This is a genomic window from Leisingera sp. SA32, from assembly GCF_056033425.1.
In genome coordinates, this window is the sequence record NZ_JBVYHB010000004.1 from 375,907 (window position 1) to 393,379 (window position 17,473).

Consider the following 17,473-nt stretch of genomic DNA (forward strand, 5'->3'; position numbering starts at 1 on the left):
CTGGACGCCAGACGCGCCCTCCGCCAGGCCCGCCCCAGCCGAGCCACCCCGGACACCGCGTACAGCCACCAATGGGAGCAATCCATGGGACTGTTCATCCTCAGACGGGTCGGCGTGATGCTGCTCACCGCCCTGTGCCTGACCTATGTCGTGTTCTTCATGACAAACCTCTATCCAAACCTGGAGAAACTGGCCAAGACCCAAGGCAACTTCCGCATGTCGGACGAGGCCGTGGCCAGCTGGCTGGAAAAGGGCGGCTATCTGCAATCCACCCCCAAGAAATACTTGGAATGGGTCGGGCTCGCGCCGTCCTATCAGCACGTGGCAGCAGATGGCGCCGTCACCGGCCGCTGCATCCAGCCCGGCATGGAACCGGAGGACGCACCGCGCTTTTGCGGCATCCTCCAGGGGTACTGGGGCTACTCCACCGTATTCCGCGACGAGGTCGCCAGCATCATCGCCACCCGGCTGGGGCTGACCGGCTATCTGATGTTCTGGGTGATGCTGATCATGGTGCCCGCGGCGCTGATCCTGGGTGTGCTGGCGGGTATGCGCGAAGGCTCCGGTATGGACCGATCACTGTCGACGGTGGCGATCACCACCACAGCGACGCCGGAATATGTCTCGGGCGTTCTGTTCATCGCGATCTTTTCGTCCTCGGCCGTGGGATTGAAGTGGTTCAAGGGCACCGCCACCAGCGCCATGGAGAACCCGAATTTCGAGAATTTCACCCTGCCGGTGCTGACGATCGTCTTGTACGGCATGGGCTATATCGCCCGCATGACCCGCGCCTCGATGACCGAAGTGATGACGGCGCAGTATATCCGCACCGCCCGGCTGAAAGGCGTGAGCTTTCACAACATCGTCCTGAAGCACGCGCTACGCAACGCGCTGATCGCGCCTTTCACCGTCATTATGCTGCAATTTCCATGGCTGTTGAATGGCGTCGTGATCGTGGAAACCCTGTTCAACTACAAGGGCTTCGGCTGGACGCTGGTGCAGGCGGCGGGCAACAATGACATCGAACTGCTGCTTGGCGTTTCGGTGGTCTCGGTTCTGGTGGTTCTGATCACGCAGCTGATTTCCGACATCGGCTATGTGTATCTGAACCCCCGGATCCGGATTTCATAAGGGAGGCGGCAGATGGAAGCACTGGGCGCATTTGAAATCACCCTTCGGATCCTCTACCAGCTGTCGCCGGTCTGGGTATCGCTGGCGATCCTTTTCATCTTCTCCATCGCCTTCAAGCGGCGATTGGGCCTGTATGGCAAGCTGTTCGACAGCCCGATCGGCATGGTCGGCTTTGTCATGGTGATGTTCTGGGTGTTCACCGGGATCTATGGCGCGATGGATATGATTATCACCCATGACGCGCTGGCGCAGCTGTCGGGCATGAAGAACAAGCCCCCTGGCACCCCCCTGCGCAGCGCCGACGAAGGCAGCTACCCCTACTACCTGTTGGGCGGCGACAACCTGGCACGTGACGTGTTCAGCCGCTTGGTCAAGGGGGCCTGGGTGGTGGTGCAGATCGCACCGCTGGCGACGCTGTTTGCCTTCATGGTCGGCATCACCCTGGGCCTGCCCGCGGGCTTCTACGGTGGTCGGCTGGATGTGTTCCTGTCGTTCCTCGCCAACCTGATCCTGGCCTTCCCGGTGATCCTGCTGTTCTACCTGCTGGTCACACCGGAGATCGTCGCCACAGGTGTGCCGAACTACATGGCGATCGTTCTGTTCCTGTTTCCGATTATCTTTATCACGGTGCTGCTGAACGCGCGCTATTACACCCGGCCCAAACTGCGCAACCCGCTGCTCGGCGGGGTGCTGGTGATCGCGATCTGGCTGTATCTGCAAACCGTGTCCAATGGCGGTTACCTGGTCAACACACCGGATTTTACCGTCTGGGGCCTTCCGCGGGTGCTGGATTTCTTTGACATACCCGGCGGCATTCTGGTGGTGTTTGTCTCGGTTGTGTTTGTGAACTCCCCCACCGTGTTCCGCATCGTGCGCGGACTGACCATGGACATCAAGACGCGAGACTATGTCGCCGCCGCCCAGACCCGTGGCGAGGGGCCGTGGTACATCATGCTGTGGGAAATCCTGCCCAACGCCCGCGGGCCGCTGATCGTCGATTTCTGCCTGCGCATCGGCTATACCACCATCTTGCTGGGAACCTTGGGGTTCTTCGGCCTGGGCTTGCCGCCGGAAAGCCCGGACTGGGGTTCGACCATCAATGACGGGCGCAAGCTGCTATCGGTCTATCTGCATCCTGCGCTGGCACCCGCCTTTGCGCTGTTGACGCTGGTGCTGGGGTTGAACCTGCTGGCGGACGGGTTGCGCGAAGAAAGCTTGAAGGACTGATCTGCACCGGCAGGACCGGGGGCCAGCCCCCGGACCCCCGGAATATTTGGAGCCAGAAGAAACGGCCCCCGTTCATTCCGGCTCTGACAGGGAGACAACGACCATGATTAAACTGGCGGACTACGACGGCCCGATCCTGGAAATCGACAAGCTGTCGATCTCTTTCTTCACCCGACTGCGGGAAATTCCTGCGGTGATGGATTTCTCTGTCACCGTGCAGCCGGGTGAGGCGGTCGGGCTGGTCGGTGAATCCGGATGCGGCAAGTCCACCGTGGCGCTGGGAGTGATGCAGGATCTGGGCAAGAACGGCCGCGTGGTCGGCGGCAGCATCAAATTCAAGGGCCGCGACCTGAGCGAGCTGAGCGCCGCCGAGCTGCGCGACATCCGCGGCAACGAGATCGCGATGATCTATCAGGAGCCAATGGCCAGCCTCAACCCGGCGATGAAGATCGGCAAGCAGCTGATGGAAGTGCCGATGATCCACGAAGGCGTCAGCGAAAAGGACGCCTATGCCCGCGCGCTGGAGGTGGTCACCGACGTGCGCCTGCCCGACCCGGAGCGCATGCTGAACTCCTATCCGCATCAACTGTCAGGCGGCCAGCAGCAGCGCATCGTGATTGCCATGGCCTTGATGTCGAAACCCAGCCTGCTGATCCTGGATGAACCCACCACCGCGCTGGACGTGACGGTGGAGGCCGCGGTGGTCGAACTGGTCAAGGATCTGGGCAAGAAATACGGCACCTCGATGCTGTTCATCAGCCATAATCTGGGCCTGGTGCTGGAGACCTGCGACCGCATCTGCGTGATGTATTCCGGCGAAGCGGTGGAGCGTGGCTCGATCCACGATGTGTTCGACGAGATGCAGCACCCCTATACCCAGGCGCTGTTTCGCTCGATCCCCTTGCCCGGCGCTGACAAGACCGCCCGCCCACTGGTGGCGATCCCCGGCAACTTTCCCCTGCCCCACGAACGGCCGCCCGGCTGCAACTTTGGGCCGCGCTGCGACTATTTCGAGGCCGGGCGCTGCGACGCGGACCAGGTGATCCCGATGCGGCCCGTGCACGGCAACGACCGGCACGAGACCCGCTGCCTGCGGTTTGAGGAGATCGACTGGGACGCGCCGCTGGCCCTGGCCGAGCAAAAAGAAAAAACCGCGCCCGGCAAGGTGGTGCTGACAATTGACAACCTCAAGAAATACTATGAGGTTGCGGCCAATGCCCTGTTCGGCGGCGGCGACAAGAAGGTGGTGAAGGCGAACGAGACGCTGAGCTTCGAGGCGCGCGAATCCGAAACCCTGGCCATCGTCGGCGAGAGCGGCTGTGGCAAATCCACGTTCGCCAAGGTGCTGATGGGGCTGGAGACCGCGACCGAGGGCGAGATCCTTCTGGATGGCCGCAACATCGAGCAGACCCCAATCGAAGCCCGCGATACGCGTACCATTTCCGACGTGCAGATGGTGTTCCAGAACCCGTTTGATACGCTGAACCCATCGATGACGGTGGGCCGACAGATCATGCGGGCGCTGGAGATCTTTGGCGTCGGCGACAGCGAAGCCGCACGCAAGCAGAGGATGCTGGAGCTGCTGGACCTTGTGAAGCTGCCCCGCGCCTTTGCCACAAGGATGCCGCGGCAGCTGTCGGGGGGGCAGAAACAGCGCGTCGGCATCGCCCGCGCCTTTGCCGGCGGCGCACGGATCGTAGTGGCCGATGAACCGGTCTCGGCGCTGGACGTGTCGGTACAGGCCGCCGTCACCGATCTGTTGATGGAGATCCAGCGCAAGGAAAAGACCACGCTTTTGTTCATCAGCCACGACCTGAGCATCGTGCGCTATCTCAGCGACCGGGTGATGGTGATGTATCTTGGCCATGTGGTGGAACTGGGCAACACCGACCAGGTCTTTGCCCCGCCCTACCACCCCTATACCGAGGCGCTGCTATCCGCGGTGCCGATTGCCGACACCTCGGTCGAGAAAAAGCACATCGTGCTGGAGGGCGACATTCCGTCCGCGATGGATCCGCCGCCGGGCTGCCCGTTCCAGACCCGCTGCCGCTGGAAATCCGAAGTGCCCGGAAACCTGTGTGAGCGCGAGGTGCCGCCGCAGCGTCAGCTGGGCGGTGGCCATCAGATCAAATGCCACCTGGATGACGCAACGCTTGCCCGGATGACCCCCGTCATCAAAACGGCGGCGGAGTGACGGGCGCATCACCGTGGGCCACGCCCGGCACCGACGGAGCCCGCTGCCGCGCGCCGACCGGCCGGACCGCAACCGGCGTTGCCGTGGCCGGAAAGCGCCCATACTGCGCGGCATGATCGTCCCACTGCTGCCATTTAGCCAACCATGGCTCCCCGCCGAGAGCCGCCTTCAGTGGCGCAAGCTGCGACTCGTAACGGCGCCATTTGCCGACGGAGCGGTTGCTGATTGTCTGGCGCACCTGGATGAGCGAGGCGGTCAGCACCGCCCGCGTGTTGTCCTGCGGCGCAAGGCAGGCCTCCTCCCACGGCAGGCCGACGTGGTCCAGCACGGCGCGCAGCTGGTCGTGAGGCTGACTGACCAGCGCCTCATAGGATTGCACCCGCAGCACGTCCCCCAGCCGGTGCTGATAATCCCGCACAGACCGGTAGACGCACCGCGTCATATGGCCAATCGCCTCCAACCGGGTGGAAAACCGGTTGCCGACGGCAAAATTTGCCACAAAGTTCGATAACCCCAAGTCCAGCGGATGACGTGACAGAAACACAAACTTCGCCTCGGGCAGCAGAAGGCGGGCAAGGCCCATCTCGAAACAATTGAGCGGCATCTTGTCCACGACCACCGCCGCATCCGCAGTGCCCGGTCCCAAGGCCTGCCGCAGGAACAGATCACGAAACTGCGCAATCTCTGCCGCGCTCAGCCTGCCGGTCCAGTTCCACCAGCCTGCATCACCATGGGTCTGCGCCACATGCCTGCGAACCGCAGTCGCCGTGGCCGACAGCGCCGTACTTTCACCGATACTGGCGACCTGAGAATGGCGCGACAGGCAGGTTTCCAGCAGCGTCGTTCCACTACGCGGCATGCCGGTCACAAACACCATCACCGGCTCCCCAGACGACGGGACCACGGGGCTCTCGCCCCAGTCGGCAAGCCGCTGCCCGGCCACGCGCCGCTCCTGAAAGTCGCGGTCGTAGGTGCCCGGGCGCAACCCGTTGGCCATGCTGTAATGGGCGAAGGCCTCCGTCGGCCGGTCGGCGCGATCTTCCAGCAACCCAAGCGCAAAATGCGCCTGGATCTTCTGCGACAGGCTGCTTGCATCCGCCTCTGCCACCGTGCGCAGATGGGCCGCTTCGGCGCTGTCGGTGGCGAAGGGCGCGAGATGGTTGTAGGCGGTCAGCAGTTCCAGCTGCTGCGGCGCGAGCGCCAGCGCCTGTTCGTAGGCCGCACGCGCGCCAGTCTTGTCGCCGCAGGTGGTGCGCGCCGCCGCCAGCTTGCCCCAGGCGCACCACAGGTCCGGTCGCAGGTCCACCACCAGTTCCAGCAACCGCGCTGCGGTGTGCCCGTCGCCCAGTGACAAATAGCAGACGGCCGCAAGGTTCAGCGCCGCCAGATTGCCGGGATCCTTTCGAAGCACCGGAAGCAACAGCGCCAGCGCCTGCCCGTAGTGGGCCCGCCCCATGTGCTTTTCAGACATGGTCAGAGCGTCCATCTGCGTTGACGGCTCTGTCCTAACTCTCTGACTTTTACTCATGTCAAGGGTCCTGTCTCAAATCGGCACCTGCAACGTAGAAGAGAAGAGTTCAAGACAGGGTTAATTTCAGTTAGCCTCTCCAACTGTACGCCAACTTCCGCGGCCGCAGGCCCGGGGAACCGCGCCTTGTTTTTGTCAACTGAGCAGCAGAACCACGATCATCAGCAGGTTCATCGAGGCAAACTGCATCAGGCGCGGCATCTTTCTGCCCTGCCGTGCCGCCACAGCCGCCGCCACCAGAGACAGCACCAGACCCGCCAGCGACAAGCCGCCGCCGATTAGGCCGGCAGGACCGGTACCCGGCCCCCAGGCGGACCCTTCCAGCGCCATCCCCTTCAGGCCGACTCCGATCAGGATACCGGTGATCGCGGCCGCCAGGCTCAGCACGGCACTGCGCGGTCGGCGTGGCAAGCGTGCCCCCAGCATGTTGTCAATCATCGCCCGCGTCGGCGCGGCCGTGGGCTGCCATTCGATGCGTGCAACCCGATCCTCAAAGCTGTTGACATACATGGATTTTCTCTCCTGGCAGCGGATCTTCAACTGCGCCAAGATTGATGAAAAATTGAGGCAAATACGTGACAAGCCGGCGGAGTTAACGCGGCATTAAGAAGTCTTACCGAAGGCTTAACGCGCGGCACGGCCGGTGGCATTCTCGGTGCCTTCAGCTGCCCCAGATCTTCTTCACGTAGTTCTGGGTTTCCTTGTAGGGCGGCACACCGCCATGTTTACGCACCGCTTCGGGTCCGGCGTTATAGGCTGCCAGCGCCAGGCGCCAATCGCCGAACTTGCGGTACTGCCGCGCCAGGTAGCGCGCGCCGCCTTCCAGATTCTGCCGCGGCACCGCCGGATCCACCCCCAGCGCCCGCGCGGTGGCGGGCATTAACTGCGCCAGCCCCAAGGCCCCCTTGTGCGATTTGGCGGTTGGGTTCCAATTGCTCTCCTGCTGCACCAGCCGCAGGAACAGGTCCTCCGGCACGTTGTGCTTGCGGGCGGCCTCTCGCGCCATGGTCAGAAACTGGCCGCGGTACTTGCCACTGTAGGGCAACGTGCCAGCAGCCGAGGGCACCTTGTAGGTCTTGGGCTGCAACCTTGCGGAGTTCCTGTACTGGCTTGCCGCGCGGTTATCCAGAAGCCGGGTATGGGCGGCAAACAACGCCTTCCGGTTTTTGCTGCTCAGCATTTCGGCGGCGGCGGGCTGACCCACCGCGACCATTGCTACCACGACCCCCGCAACGGCTTTGCGCATTTCCGCTGTCCTGACACTGTCCCACTCGGCCTGAATATAACCAATGCGCAGCAAAATTAAAGCAACCGTGCCGCAAAACCCGCATCCCTGCGCCGCGGCCCACGAATTCGCCTTCAGAGTCCGGGTTTCCTCACCCCGCGCTGGCCTATACTGTGCGTGCAAATCGGCGCGACCGGATTCGCCCTGGATCGCTGCCGGAGAGGAACACCAAAAGACACAAAAGACAAAGGACCGAACCCTATGGCCGGCTCACTGAACAAAGTTATGCTTATCGGCAACCTGGGCCGCGACCCCGAGGTGCGCAGCTTCCAGAACGGCGGCAAGGTGTGCAACCTGCGCATTGCCACCTCCGAAACCTGGAAAGACCGCAACACCGGCGAGCGTCGCGAGAAAACCGAATGGCATTCCGTCGCGGTCTTCAGCGAAGGCCTGGTGCGGGTCTGCGAGCAATATCTGCGCAAAGGTTCCAAGGTTTACGTCGAGGGCCAGCTGCAGACCCGCAAATGGCAGGACCAGAGCGGCCAGGACCGTTATTCCACCGAGATCGTTCTGCAAGGCTTCGGCGGCACGCTGACCATGCTGGACGGCCGCGGCGAAGGCGGCGGCGGTGGCGGCCAGGGTGGCGGCGGCTATGGCGGCGGCAGCCAGGGCGGCGGCGGCGGTTACGGCGGCGGCTATGACAGCGGCCCGCAGGGCGGCGGCGGCCAGGGCGGCGGTGGCGGCTTCGGCGGCGGAGCCTCGCACAACATCGACGACGACGAGATCCCGTTCTGAGAGCTCGATCCGCAAAGCAACTCGATCAGAATACAAAAGGGCAGCCCAATGGCTGCCCTTCCTTGTTTCAGACGGCTGAGGGGGTCACGTCCCGGCGTCGCGCAGCACCGACAGCACCGCCTCCGGCGGCACATCGCCGGTGACGAAAGCGTCGCCGATGCCGCGCGCCAGAATGAACTTCAGCTGACCCGCGACCACTTTTTTGTCTTGGCCCATCAGCTCCAGCAGCTTCTCTGCCCCTGGCAAGTCGCCGGGGATGTCCGCCAGATCCGTCTTCATGCCCATCGCCTTCAGATGCGCGCGCACCCGGCTGGGATCTTCTTGCGAGCACAGTCCCAGCCGCGCGGACAGCTCAAACGCCAGCGCGCAGCCGATCGCCACGCCCTCGCCGTGCAGCAGCCGATCGGAATAGCCCGTCGCCGCCTCCAGCGCGTGGCAGAAGGTATGACCCAAATTCAACAGCGCGCGGTCGCCCTGCTCGGTTTCGTCGCGCACCACGATGTCGGCCTTCATCTGGACCGAGCGCGCCACCGCCTCGACCCGGGCGGCCATGTCGCCCGCTGCCAGCGCCGGGCCGTTGGCCTCAAGCCAGGCAAAGAACTCCGCATCGCCCAGCAAGCCGTATTTCACCACCTCGCCATAGCCTGACAGGAAATCGCGCGGCTCAAGCGTGCCCAGAACAGCGGTATCCGCCAGCACCAGTGAGGGCTGGTGAAAGGCGCCGATCAGGTTCTTGCCCTGCGGTGCGTTGATGCCGGTCTTGCCGCCCACCGAACTGTCCACTTGCGCCAGCAAGGACGTCGGAATTTGCACAAAGCGCACCCCGCGGCGCAAGACGGCGGCGGCAAAGCCTGCCAGATCGCCGATCACCCCGCCGCCCAAGGCCACCACAACGTCACCGCGCTCGATCTTCTGCTCCAGCAGCCATTCGACCGCGCGGCTGAATTGCGGCCAGCCCTTGGTCGCCTCGCCCGGCGGCAGCGCCAGTGCCGTCATCTCGATGTCAGCCTCTGCCAGACCGGTGCGCAATCCCTCCAGATGCCGCGCGGCGACATTCTCGTCCGTCAGCACCGCCACCTGCGGCCGCTTCAGCAGGGGCGCGATACGCCGCCCCGCCTGCGCAAGCAGGCCGGGGCCGATCACCACATCATAGGCGCGCTCCCCAAGGGGCACGTGAACCTTGCGTTCCATCACTTCCACTCCAGTACATCAGGGCGGGCCTGCAAGGCCTCCAGCACCCGGTCAACCATGGATTCAATTGATGCCTGCCCGTCTGATACCACGGCCAAGTCCGCCTTCGAGTACAGCGGCACCCGGTCCCGGTACAGCGCGCTGAGGGTCGCATGCGGATCCTCGGTACGCAGCAGGGGCCGGGTATCGCGGTGCCGCACCCGGTTCCACAGCACCTCCAGATCGGCATTCAGCCAGATCGCCACACCCTTGGCCGAAATCACGTCCCGATTCTCGGCCGCCAGAAAGGCACCGCCTCCGGTGGACAGCACGCCGCGCTCCTCCTCCAGCAGCCGGGCGATCACCTGCCGTTCCTTTTGGCGAAAGAACGGCTCACCGTCGCGGGCAAAAATCTCTGGGATGGTCATGTTGGCAGCGGCCTCGATCTCGTGGTCGCTGTCCAGAAAGGGCACCCCCAACCGCGCCGCCAGGGCGCGGCCCACCGCAGTCTTTCCTGCCCCCATCATCCCCACCATCACGATGGTCTTCTTCAAGGTACCGGGCACCTGGCCTGCGGCCTTCTGGCCGCTGCTTTGCTCTTTTTCGCTCATTCTTCAGTGAATGACGTGATCTTGCGGAAAAGGGAATATATAACTTCGGCAAAAGAGCAGGAAACAGGCAGTGGATGACCCATGGGGCGATTGTTTAAATATTTGATCTACTTGGTGGTTCTGGCGGCAGTTGGCCTTGTGGCCTATGCCTATGTCGGACCGTGGTTCGGGGCCGATTTCAGCGCGCCCAGTACCGAAGTGCGCAAGCCGGTGGCGCTGGATGCGGATTAAGGCCGTCGCCGCGGCGGTGCTGCTGGCCGGGCCTGCGCTCGCCAATGAACCGCTGGCGGCGATCGACTGGCTGAACAAGCCACAGCCGCGCAGCCAGCTGCCCGGCACCGTGCTGCTGGAACCGGCTGTGACAGGCACCGCCGAACTGCCGCCGGTCTCCGTCACCCCGCTGGAGGCGCTGCGCGCGCCCGCTGGGCTGGTGCCCGCCTCGGCCACCGGCCTGCCGACCGACCTGTGGCGCGGCAGCGATGCCGAGGACATGAGCCGCCTGATCCAGACCGTGCCAGTGCGTCGCAGCCCTGCGATGCAGGCGCTGCTGTTCACCCTGCTGCTGTCGGAAACGCGCGCCCCCGACGACAGTGGCGACCAGATCCTGCTGGCCCGGTTGGACAGACTGCTGGCGCTGGGTGCCACCGATGCGGCCCAGGCCTTGGCAGAGCAAGCCGACCCCACGGCCAGCCCGGAGCGCTTTGCCCGCTGGTTCGATGCCACATTGTTGACTGGCAGCGAGGAAGCCTCCTGCACGGCGCTGACAGCGACGCCGCATCTCTCGGCCAGCTACGCGGCGCGGATCTTCTGTTCCGCTCGGCGCGGCGACTGGGACACCGCGGCGCTGATGCTGGAAACCGCGCTGGCGCTAGAGCTGTTGCCGCAAGCGCAGTTGGACCTGCTGGACCGGTATCTGAACCCAGATCTATACGAGGCGGCCGCGCCGCTGTCGCGTCCGGCGCAGCCCGATCCGCTGACCTTCCGCCTGTTTGAAACCATCGGCGAGGCAATGCCGACAGCCCCGCTGCCCCCCGCCTTTGCCGCCGCCGACTTGCGCGATATTGCCGGTTGGAAGGCACAGCTGGAGGCGGCCGAGCGGCTGGCGCGCGGCGGCGCGTTGAACCCGAATCAGTATCTCGGCCTGTTCAGCGCCCGCGAACCCGCCGCATCGGGCGGCATTTGGGATCGGGTCGCAGCCGTGCAACAGCTCGAATCTGCGCTGAACCGCGCCGACCCGGAAGAAATCGCCCGCACCCTGCCCGACGCTTGGGCCGCGATGCAGGCGGCGGGCACCGAAACCGTCTTTGCCGACCTCTTTGCGGAGCCCCTGGCCCGCGCCAAGGTGGCCGACCCGGCGACCGCCGCCCTGGCCTGGCGCATCCGGCTGCTGTCCCCGCAGTATGAGCTCGCGGCGCTCGACCCGCCGGATGACGATGGCACCAGCCGCTTTCTCGCCGCGCTGGCCCAGGGGCGCCCCGAGGCCGAGACCGCCCCCGACGCCACCGCCCGCGCCATCGCGCTGGGCTTTGCCGCGCCGCCGCCGGTGCCCGCGCGGATCAGACAGCTGCTGGACGAGGGCCGGTTGGGCGAGGCGATCCTGCGCGCCATGGAGCTGTACGGGCGCGGTGCCAACGGCAACCTTGGCGATCTCAGCGCTGCGCTCGCGGCATTGCGCACCGTCGGGCTGGAAGATACCGCCCGCCGCGCCGCGTTGCAGCTGATGCTGCTGGAGCCGCAATGACATGACGGCGCCGCGCGACAACTTCCAGTGGATCTCGACCTTTCTCGATGCCCAGGCAGCCGAGACCGGCGCCTCGCAGAACACGCTGCTGGCCTATGGCCGCGATCTTAAGGATCTGAGCGGCTGGCTGGACCATCGCAACCTGGACTTTCTCAGCGCCCAGCAGGACGATCTGGAGGCCTATTTGATCAGCTGCGACGCCCAGGGCCTGGCCCGCGCCACCCGCGCGCGGCGGCTTTCGGCGGCCAAGCAGATCTATCGCTTCGCCTTTGAGGAAGGCTGGCGCGAGGACAACCCGGCCATTCAGATCCGCGGCCCCGGCCGCGAAAAGCGCCTGCCCAAAACGCTGGACGTCGGCGAGGTCGACCGCCTGCTGGAAGCCGCCCGCAAGACGGGCCGCAGCACCGCAGACCGGCTGCGCAACACCTGCCTGATGGAACTGCTTTATGCCACCGGCATGCGCGTGACAGAGCTGGTCTCGCTGCCGGTGTCCGCCGCACGTGGCGATCCGCGCATGCTGCTGGTGCTGGGCAAGGGCGGCAAAGAGCGCATGGTGCCGCTGTCCCCCCCCGCCCGCGAGGCGCTGGCCGTCTGGTTGCACGAGCGCGACGCCGCCGAGACGCTGCGCGAGGCCAAGGGGCAATCCCCGTCACGCTTCCTGTTTCCCTCGCGTGGCAAGTTGGGGCATCTGACCCGCCACCGCTTCTATCTGCTGATAAAGGAACTGGCTGTTACCGGCGGTGTTTCCCCGGAAAAGGTCACACCGCACACCTTGCGGCATGCGTTTGCCACCCATCTGCTGGCCAATGGGGCTGACCTGCGCGCCATCCAGGCGCTGCTCGGGCATGCCGACATCGCCACCACCGAAATCTACACCCATGTGCTGGATGCGCGGCTGCAAGAGCTGGTGCTGGAGCATCATCCGCTTGCCAAGCGCAGCTGATCACGCGCCCCTGCTTGAAGCGCGCCGCACAAGCCCCCATAACAACAGTGAACCTTCACAACCCTCCGGATTTCTGACCCACCATGGACACAGCTTCCACCGTATTCGACAGCGCTTTCTGGATCACCGCCGGCGCGATTGTCCTGTTGCTGGTGCTCTCGGCCTTCTTCTCCGGCTCTGAAACCGCGCTGACCGCCGCCTCGCGCGGCAAGCTGCGCAGCCAGGCCGACAAGGGCTCGCATGGGGCGCAGACCGCGCTGAGCGTCACCGAGGACAGCGAACGGCTGATCGGCTCCGTGCTGCTGGGCAACAACCTGGTGAACATCCTGGGCACCTCCCTGGCCACCGCGTTGTTCACCCGCGCCTTTGGCGAAAGCGGCGTCGCGCTGGCGACTCTGGTCATGACCCTGTTGGTGCTGATCTTTGCCGAGGTGTTGCCCAAGACCTACGCGATCTCCAACGCAGAAAAGGCGGCCGCGGCGGTGGCACCGGTCATCTCGGTGCTGGTGACGCTGCTGGCGCCGATCGTGGGGCTGGTGCGGCTGCTGGTGCGCGGCGTGTTGCGCGTCTTTGGCGTGCGGATCGACCCGGACAGCCACATCATGGCCGTGCGCGAGGAAATTGCCGGCGCGCTGCATCTTGGCCATTCCGAGGGGGTCGTCGAGAAAGAAGACCGCGACCGCATCCTCGGCGCGCTGGACCTCTCCGAACGTTTTGTCGAGGAGATCATGCTGCACCGCTCCCACATCCAGATGATCGACGCCGAGGCGGATCCGGAAAAGATCCTCGAGCAGTGCCTGCAAAGCCCCCACACCCGGCTGCCGGTCTTTCGCGGCGAGCAGGAGAACATCATCGGCGTGGTGCACGCCAAGGACCTGTCCCGCGCCATGTACGAACAACTGGGCGGCGCGGGCGGCGATGCGGACCGGCTGAAATCCTTCGACATCACACAGGTCGCCAACGCCCCCTATTTCGTGCCGGAAACCACCACGCTGGACGAGCAGATGCGCCAGTTCCTGCGCATGCGCTCGCATTTTGCACTGGTGGTGGATGAATACGGTGCGCTGCAGGGGCTTATCACGCTGGAAGACATCCTCGAGGAGATCGTCGGGGAGATCACCGATGAATTCGACCCGGCAGAGGGCAACATCGCCAAAAAGACCTCTGATGGCTCCTATCTCGTCGAAGGCGCCACCACGATTCGCGATCTCAACCGCGCCACCGACTGGAACCTGCCGGACGAAGAGGCCAACACCATCGCAGGTCTGGTCATCCACGAGGCCCAGACCATCCCTACCAAGGGACAGGTGTTTTCCTTCCACGGCTTCCGGTTCGAGGTCACCGAGCGCGAAGGCAACCGCGTCACCGCGCTGAAAATCCGCCCGCTGTACTGACTGGCCGAGCGGTTGCCGCCGCCCCACTGCCCCTGCCCGCCCCATCAATCGCTCATCGCCGCCCGCTCCGGCGGCATCCTTGGCCTGCCTGCGGCGGGCTTTGTCGTTTTTTGACTGGACGACTGTTCACAACTGTCCAGAATAAACCTAGCCAAGTCAGAGGGAGGGCCAGATGAAAACCACCACCCGCGTGGCAGTGATCGGCGGCGGCGTCGTCGGCTGCTCTGTACTCTACCACCTCACCAAACTTGGCTGGTCAGACGTGATGCTTCTGGAACGCTCCGAGCTGACATCCGGCTCTACCTGGCACGCCGCCGGGGGCTTTCACACGCTCAATGGCGACACCAACATGGCCGCGCTCCAGGGCTATACCATCAAGCTCTACAAGGAGCTGGAGGAAATCACTGGCCTGTCCTGCGGGTTGCACCACGTGGGCGGCGTCACCCTGGCCGATACCCAGGAACGCTTCGACATGCTCAAGGCGGAACGCGCCAAGCATCGCGTCATGGGGCTGGAGACCGAAATCATCGGCCCCGAGGACATCAAGCGTATTGCCCCTGTCACCAACACCGAGGGCATCATCGGCGGGCTTTATGACCCATTGGATGGCCACCTCGACCCGTCCGGCACCACCCACGCCTACGCCAGGGCCGCGCGTCTGGGCGGCGCTCTGATCGAAACCCACTGCAAGGTTGTGGAAACCAACCCGCGCCCGGACGGCAGCTGGGATGTGGTGACGGAGAAGGGCACCATCCACGCCGAACACGTGGTCAACGCCGGCGGTCTCTGGGCGCGCGAGGTCGGTGCCATGGCCGGTGTCTATCTTCCGTTGCACCCGATGGAGCATCAATACATCGTCACCGACGAGGTGCCGCTGATCGCCGAAATCATCGACGGCGGCGGCGAGCACCCGCATGTAATGGACCCGGCCGGCGAAAGCTACCTGCGGCAAGAGGGCCGCGGCCTTTGTATCGGGTTCTACGAACAACCCTGCCGCCCTTGGGCACAGGACGGCACCCCTTGGGATTTTGGCCACGAATTGTTGCCCGATGATTTCGACAAGATCGAGGACAGCGTCGCCTTTGCCTACCGCCGCTTCCCTGCGCTGGAGGCCGCGGGCGTGAAATCGGTGATCCACGGCCCTTTCACCTTTGCTCCCGACGGCAACCCGCTGGTCGGCCCGGTGCCCGACATGCGCAACTACTGGTCCGCCTGCGCCGTGATGGCAGGTTTCAGCCAGGGCGGCGGTGTCGGGCTGATGCTGGCGCAATGGATGGTGGAGGGCGAGTGCGAACGCGATACCTTTGCCATGGATTGCGCCCGGTTCGGCGACTGGGTCACCCCTGGCTACACCCGGCCCAAAGTGATTGAAAACTACCAAAAACGCTTCTCCATCGCTTACCCGAATGAGGAGCTGCCCGCCGCCCGGCCCTTCCGCACCACGCCGATGTACGACATCTTTGACAAGATGGGTGCAGTCTGGGGCGCGCAATACGGGCTGGAGGTTGCGAACTACTTTGCCGATGCAGACGCGCCGCGCTATGAGACGCCGTCGTTCCGCCGCTCCAACGCGTTCGAGGCAACCGCGCGCGAAGTCAAGGCGGTGCGCGATGCCGTCGGCATCAACGAGGTGCACAACTTCGGCAAGTACCGCATCACCGGCCCCGGGGCTCGCGACTGGCTGGACCGCATCATGGCGGGGCGGGTGCCGCCACCGGGCCGCCTTTCACTCACCCCGATGTTGTCGCCAAAGGGGCGTCTGATCGGCGATTTCACCATCTCCTGCCTGTCGGAGCAGGAGTTCCAGCTCACGGCCTCTTATAGCGCGCAGGCCTATCACATGCGCTGGTTCCAGCAGCACCTCGACCCGGACGTGCAGCTGGAAAACATCTCGGATCGCCGCAGCGGCTTCCAAATTGCCGGCCCCAAGGCGCGCGAGCTGCTGCAAGCCTGCACCCGACAGGACATCTCCGACATGCGCTTTCTGGATGTGCGCCGCCTGACCGTTGGCCTGGCCGACTGCAGTGTGCAGCGCGTCAGCTACACCGGCGATCTGGGATTCGAGATCTTCTGCGACCTGCCCAGCCAACGCAGCCTGTGGCAGACGTTGTGGACCAGGGGCCAGCCACTGGGGCTGCGCCCCTTTGGCATGCGGGCGATGATGTCCCTGCGCCTGGACAAGTTCTTCGGCGCGTGGCTGCGCGAATACGCGCCGGATTACACGGCGGCGGAAACCGGGCTGGATCGCTTCATCTCTTTCGCCAAACCCGTTGATTTCATTGGGCGCGCTGCGGCGGAGGCCGAACGGGCAGCAGGACCAACCCGCCGCCTCTGCGCCTTTGAGGTCACGGCGGACGATGCCGATGTCACCGCCGATGAACCGATCTGGCTGGAGGGCCGCGTAGTGGGGTTCTGCACATCCGGTGGCTATTCGCACCATGCGCAAAAATCCATCGCGCTGGGGTTCATGCCTGCGGACACAGCCCGTGCCGGGCTGGAGGTGGAGATTGAGATCCTCGGCAAGTTGCACCCTGCGAGGTTGATTACCACGCCGCTGTTCGACGCGGACGGTGCCCGGATGCGTGGCTGAGGGGCGGAATACAGGTCAGCTCCCCTGCCCTGTTTTGCCTCTGTTGCGTCCCCTGCGCGCGCTGCCGCAGCGGCCACCCCGCAACGGAAGGGTCAGTCTGCGCACCCGAATGTTTCGCGCGCGAAACATTTGGTCAGCCCGTCTGCCCTATCTCGTCGTCCAGCTATGGCTTTTTCTGGCAGTGCATCGTCTTCTTGCTACAAATAGCCCCGCCGGAGGCTTCCGACGCCCCGGCGCAGAACAAAGGTCCGCCATGATGACCGCCATCGCCATACTTCTCCTTGCCGCTGGCGCCTCCGCGCGAATGCGCGGGCAGGACAAACTGCGGCAGCCGGTCGATGGGCAGCCCTTGCTGTCCCTGCTGTGCGACCGTGCGCGACAGACCGGGTTTGCGACTTATGTCACGCTGCCCGGCCACGACCACCCGCGCGCCGCCTTCATCGGCAGCGCCCATCCCGTGGCGGTGCCCGACGCGGCAGAGGGTATGGCGGCCTCCATCCGCCGCGGCGTCGCGGCCCTGCCCGAGGCAACCGAAGGCGTCATGATCCTGCCCGCTGACATGCCGGAGATCACCACCGAGGACATACTGCGGGTGGCCTCGGGCTTTCAGGGCGGCAACGGCGAGATCCTGCGCGCCAGCGCCAGCGACGGTCGACCTGGCCATCCGGTGCTGTTTCCGCGCCGCTGCTTTGCAGCGCTGCAGGATCTGCGCGGCGATCTGGGTGCCCGCGCGTTGCTGCGCCGTGACACCGTGCGACCCGTCGCCCTGCCCGGCACCCACGCACTGACCGACCTCGACACGCCGGAGGATTGGGAAAGCTGGCGCCGCAGTCGCTAGTCAGACCGCCGCTGCCAACGTGCAGGCCAGACGCTGTCGCCTGCGGCAAAAGAAAGGGCGGGACCATCGGCCCCGCCCTGTTACGC

The 17,473-nt window shown here is 64.8% G+C and carries 15 protein-coding genes; 10 read left to right on the forward strand and 5 right to left on the reverse strand.

The window, feature by feature from the left end; genetic code table 11:
- The first annotated feature begins 84 nt into the window (after nt 1-84).
- The 3 genes from AC0IPL_RS09090 to AC0IPL_RS09100 all read left to right on the forward strand — a co-directional run bounded on the left by AC0IPL_RS09090 (nt 85) and on the right by AC0IPL_RS09100 (nt 4,552).
- Nucleotides 85-1,131 (forward strand): ABC transporter permease, encoded by a 1,047-nt coding sequence (locus tag AC0IPL_RS09090; protein ID WP_474273783.1) that lies wholly within the window; start codon nt 85-87, stop codon nt 1,129-1,131.
- Between the two features lie 12 nt (nt 1,132-1,143).
- Nucleotides 1,144-2,358: an ABC transporter permease gene (locus AC0IPL_RS09095; protein ID WP_474273786.1), complete on the forward strand. Its 1,215-nt coding sequence runs from the start codon at nt 1,144-1,146 to the stop codon at nt 2,356-2,358.
- Between the two features lie 103 nt (nt 2,359-2,461).
- Nucleotides 2,462-4,552, forward strand: a complete 2,091-nt coding sequence (locus AC0IPL_RS09100) for a dipeptide ABC transporter ATP-binding protein (protein ID WP_474273788.1) — start codon at nt 2,462-2,464, stop codon at nt 4,550-4,552.
- On the opposite strand, the gene AC0IPL_RS09105 is transcribed toward AC0IPL_RS09100, so the two are convergent.
- The 3 genes from AC0IPL_RS09105 to AC0IPL_RS09115 all read right to left on the reverse strand — a co-directional run bounded on the left by AC0IPL_RS09105 (nt 4,533) and on the right by AC0IPL_RS09115 (nt 7,326).
- Nucleotides 4,533-6,023 carry a tetratricopeptide repeat-containing sulfotransferase family protein gene (locus tag AC0IPL_RS09105; RefSeq protein ID WP_474273790.1) on the reverse strand — a complete coding sequence of 497 codons (1,491 nt, stop codon included), beginning with the start codon at nt 6,021-6,023 and terminating at the stop codon, nt 4,533-4,535. The genes AC0IPL_RS09100 and AC0IPL_RS09105 overlap by 20 nt on opposite strands.
- A 192-nt stretch (nt 6,024-6,215) precedes the next feature.
- Nucleotides 6,216-6,590, reverse strand: a complete 375-nt coding sequence (locus tag AC0IPL_RS09110; protein WP_474273792.1) for a hypothetical protein — start codon at nt 6,588-6,590, stop codon at nt 6,216-6,218.
- A 151-nt stretch (nt 6,591-6,741) separates the two neighbouring features.
- Nucleotides 6,742-7,326, reverse strand: coding sequence for a lytic transglycosylase domain-containing protein (locus AC0IPL_RS09115; protein WP_474273794.1), 585 nt, complete (start codon nt 7,324-7,326; stop codon nt 6,742-6,744).
- Nucleotides 7,327-7,566: 240 nt separating this feature from the next.
- On the opposite strand from AC0IPL_RS09115, the gene ssb reads away from it, so the two are divergent.
- Nucleotides 7,567-8,100, forward strand: coding sequence for a single-stranded DNA-binding protein (gene ssb / locus AC0IPL_RS09120; protein ID WP_474273797.1), 534 nt, complete (start codon nt 7,567-7,569; stop codon nt 8,098-8,100).
- Nucleotides 8,101-8,184: 84 nt separating this feature from the next.
- Here ssb and aroB read toward each other — a convergent pair whose 3' ends face one another.
- Together aroB and AC0IPL_RS09130 are read right to left on the reverse strand one after the other, a co-directional pair.
- Complete coding sequence (gene aroB / locus AC0IPL_RS09125; protein WP_474273800.1) at nt 8,185-9,291, reverse strand: 3-dehydroquinate synthase; 1,107 nt, start codon at nt 9,289-9,291, stop codon at nt 8,185-8,187.
- The gene (locus AC0IPL_RS09130; protein WP_474273801.1) at nt 9,291-9,881 is read right to left on the reverse strand and encodes a shikimate kinase; all 591 of its coding nucleotides are present in this window, start codon (nt 9,879-9,881) and stop codon (nt 9,291-9,293) included. The genes aroB and AC0IPL_RS09130 overlap by 1 nt, the downstream gene beginning before the upstream one ends.
- A gap of 81 nt (nt 9,882-9,962) precedes the next feature.
- On the opposite strand from AC0IPL_RS09130, the gene AC0IPL_RS09135 reads away from it, so the two are divergent.
- The 6 genes from AC0IPL_RS09135 to AC0IPL_RS09160 all read left to right on the forward strand — a co-directional run bounded on the left by AC0IPL_RS09135 (nt 9,963) and on the right by AC0IPL_RS09160 (nt 17,387).
- Nucleotides 9,963-10,112 (forward strand): hypothetical protein, encoded by a 150-nt coding sequence (locus AC0IPL_RS09135; RefSeq protein WP_474273804.1) that lies wholly within the window; start codon nt 9,963-9,965, stop codon nt 10,110-10,112.
- Complete coding sequence (locus tag AC0IPL_RS09140) at nt 10,102-11,622, forward strand: hypothetical protein (RefSeq protein ID WP_474273806.1); 1,521 nt, start codon at nt 10,102-10,104, stop codon at nt 11,620-11,622. Before AC0IPL_RS09135 ends, AC0IPL_RS09140 begins: the two co-directional genes overlap by 11 nt.
- A gap of 1 nt (nt 11,623) precedes the next feature.
- Nucleotides 11,624-12,565, forward strand: a complete 942-nt coding sequence (locus AC0IPL_RS09145; RefSeq protein ID WP_474273807.1) for a site-specific tyrosine recombinase XerD — start codon at nt 11,624-11,626, stop codon at nt 12,563-12,565.
- Between the two features lie 83 nt (nt 12,566-12,648).
- Entirely contained in the window at nt 12,649-13,959 is a 1,311-nt protein-coding gene (locus AC0IPL_RS09150) for an HlyC/CorC family transporter (RefSeq protein ID WP_474273809.1), read from the forward strand.
- A 172-nt stretch (nt 13,960-14,131) separates the two neighbouring features.
- Complete coding sequence (locus AC0IPL_RS09155; RefSeq protein WP_474273810.1) at nt 14,132-16,549, forward strand: GcvT family protein; 2,418 nt, start codon at nt 14,132-14,134, stop codon at nt 16,547-16,549.
- A gap of 256 nt (nt 16,550-16,805) precedes the next feature.
- Nucleotides 16,806-17,387, forward strand: a complete 582-nt coding sequence (locus AC0IPL_RS09160; RefSeq protein ID WP_474273812.1) for a nucleotidyltransferase family protein — start codon at nt 16,806-16,808, stop codon at nt 17,385-17,387.
- Nucleotides 17,388-17,473: the final 86 nt, after the last annotated feature.

Excerpts from the sequence above, each read along its gene's own strand:
- AC0IPL_RS09100 (WP_474273788.1), top strand. The coding sequence starts at position 2,462 with ATGATTAAACTGGCGGACTACGACGGCCCGATCCTGGAAATCGACAAG.
- AC0IPL_RS09160 (WP_474273812.1), top strand. The coding sequence starts at position 16,806 with ATGACCGCCATCGCCATACTTCTCCTTGCCGCTGGCGCCTCCGCGCGA.
- AC0IPL_RS09155 (WP_474273810.1), top strand. The coding sequence starts at position 14,132 with ATGAAAACCACCACCCGCGTGGCAGTGATCGGCGGCGGCGTCGTCGGC.
- ssb (WP_474273797.1), top strand. The coding sequence starts at position 7,567 with ATGGCCGGCTCACTGAACAAAGTTATGCTTATCGGCAACCTGGGCCGC.
- AC0IPL_RS09115 (WP_474273794.1), bottom strand. The coding sequence starts at position 7,326 with ATGCGCAAAGCCGTTGCGGGGGTCGTGGTAGCAATGGTCGCGGTGGGT.
- AC0IPL_RS09140 (WP_474273806.1), top strand. The coding sequence starts at position 10,102 with ATGCGGATTAAGGCCGTCGCCGCGGCGGTGCTGCTGGCCGGGCCTGCG.
- AC0IPL_RS09130 (WP_474273801.1), bottom strand. The coding sequence starts at position 9,881 with ATGAGCGAAAAAGAGCAAAGCAGCGGCCAGAAGGCCGCAGGCCAGGTG.
- AC0IPL_RS09105 (WP_474273790.1), bottom strand. The coding sequence starts at position 6,023 with ATGTCTGAAAAGCACATGGGGCGGGCCCACTACGGGCAGGCGCTGGCG.
- AC0IPL_RS09110 (WP_474273792.1), bottom strand. The coding sequence starts at position 6,590 with ATGTATGTCAACAGCTTTGAGGATCGGGTTGCACGCATCGAATGGCAG.
- AC0IPL_RS09145 (WP_474273807.1), top strand. The coding sequence starts at position 11,624 with ATGACGGCGCCGCGCGACAACTTCCAGTGGATCTCGACCTTTCTCGAT.
- AC0IPL_RS09090 (WP_474273783.1), top strand. The coding sequence starts at position 85 with ATGGGACTGTTCATCCTCAGACGGGTCGGCGTGATGCTGCTCACCGCC.
- AC0IPL_RS09095 (WP_474273786.1), top strand. The coding sequence starts at position 1,144 with ATGGAAGCACTGGGCGCATTTGAAATCACCCTTCGGATCCTCTACCAG.
- AC0IPL_RS09135 (WP_474273804.1), top strand. The coding sequence starts at position 9,963 with ATGGGGCGATTGTTTAAATATTTGATCTACTTGGTGGTTCTGGCGGCA.
- AC0IPL_RS09150 (WP_474273809.1), top strand. The coding sequence starts at position 12,649 with ATGGACACAGCTTCCACCGTATTCGACAGCGCTTTCTGGATCACCGCC.
- aroB (WP_474273800.1), bottom strand. The coding sequence starts at position 9,291 with ATGGAACGCAAGGTTCACGTGCCCCTTGGGGAGCGCGCCTATGATGTG.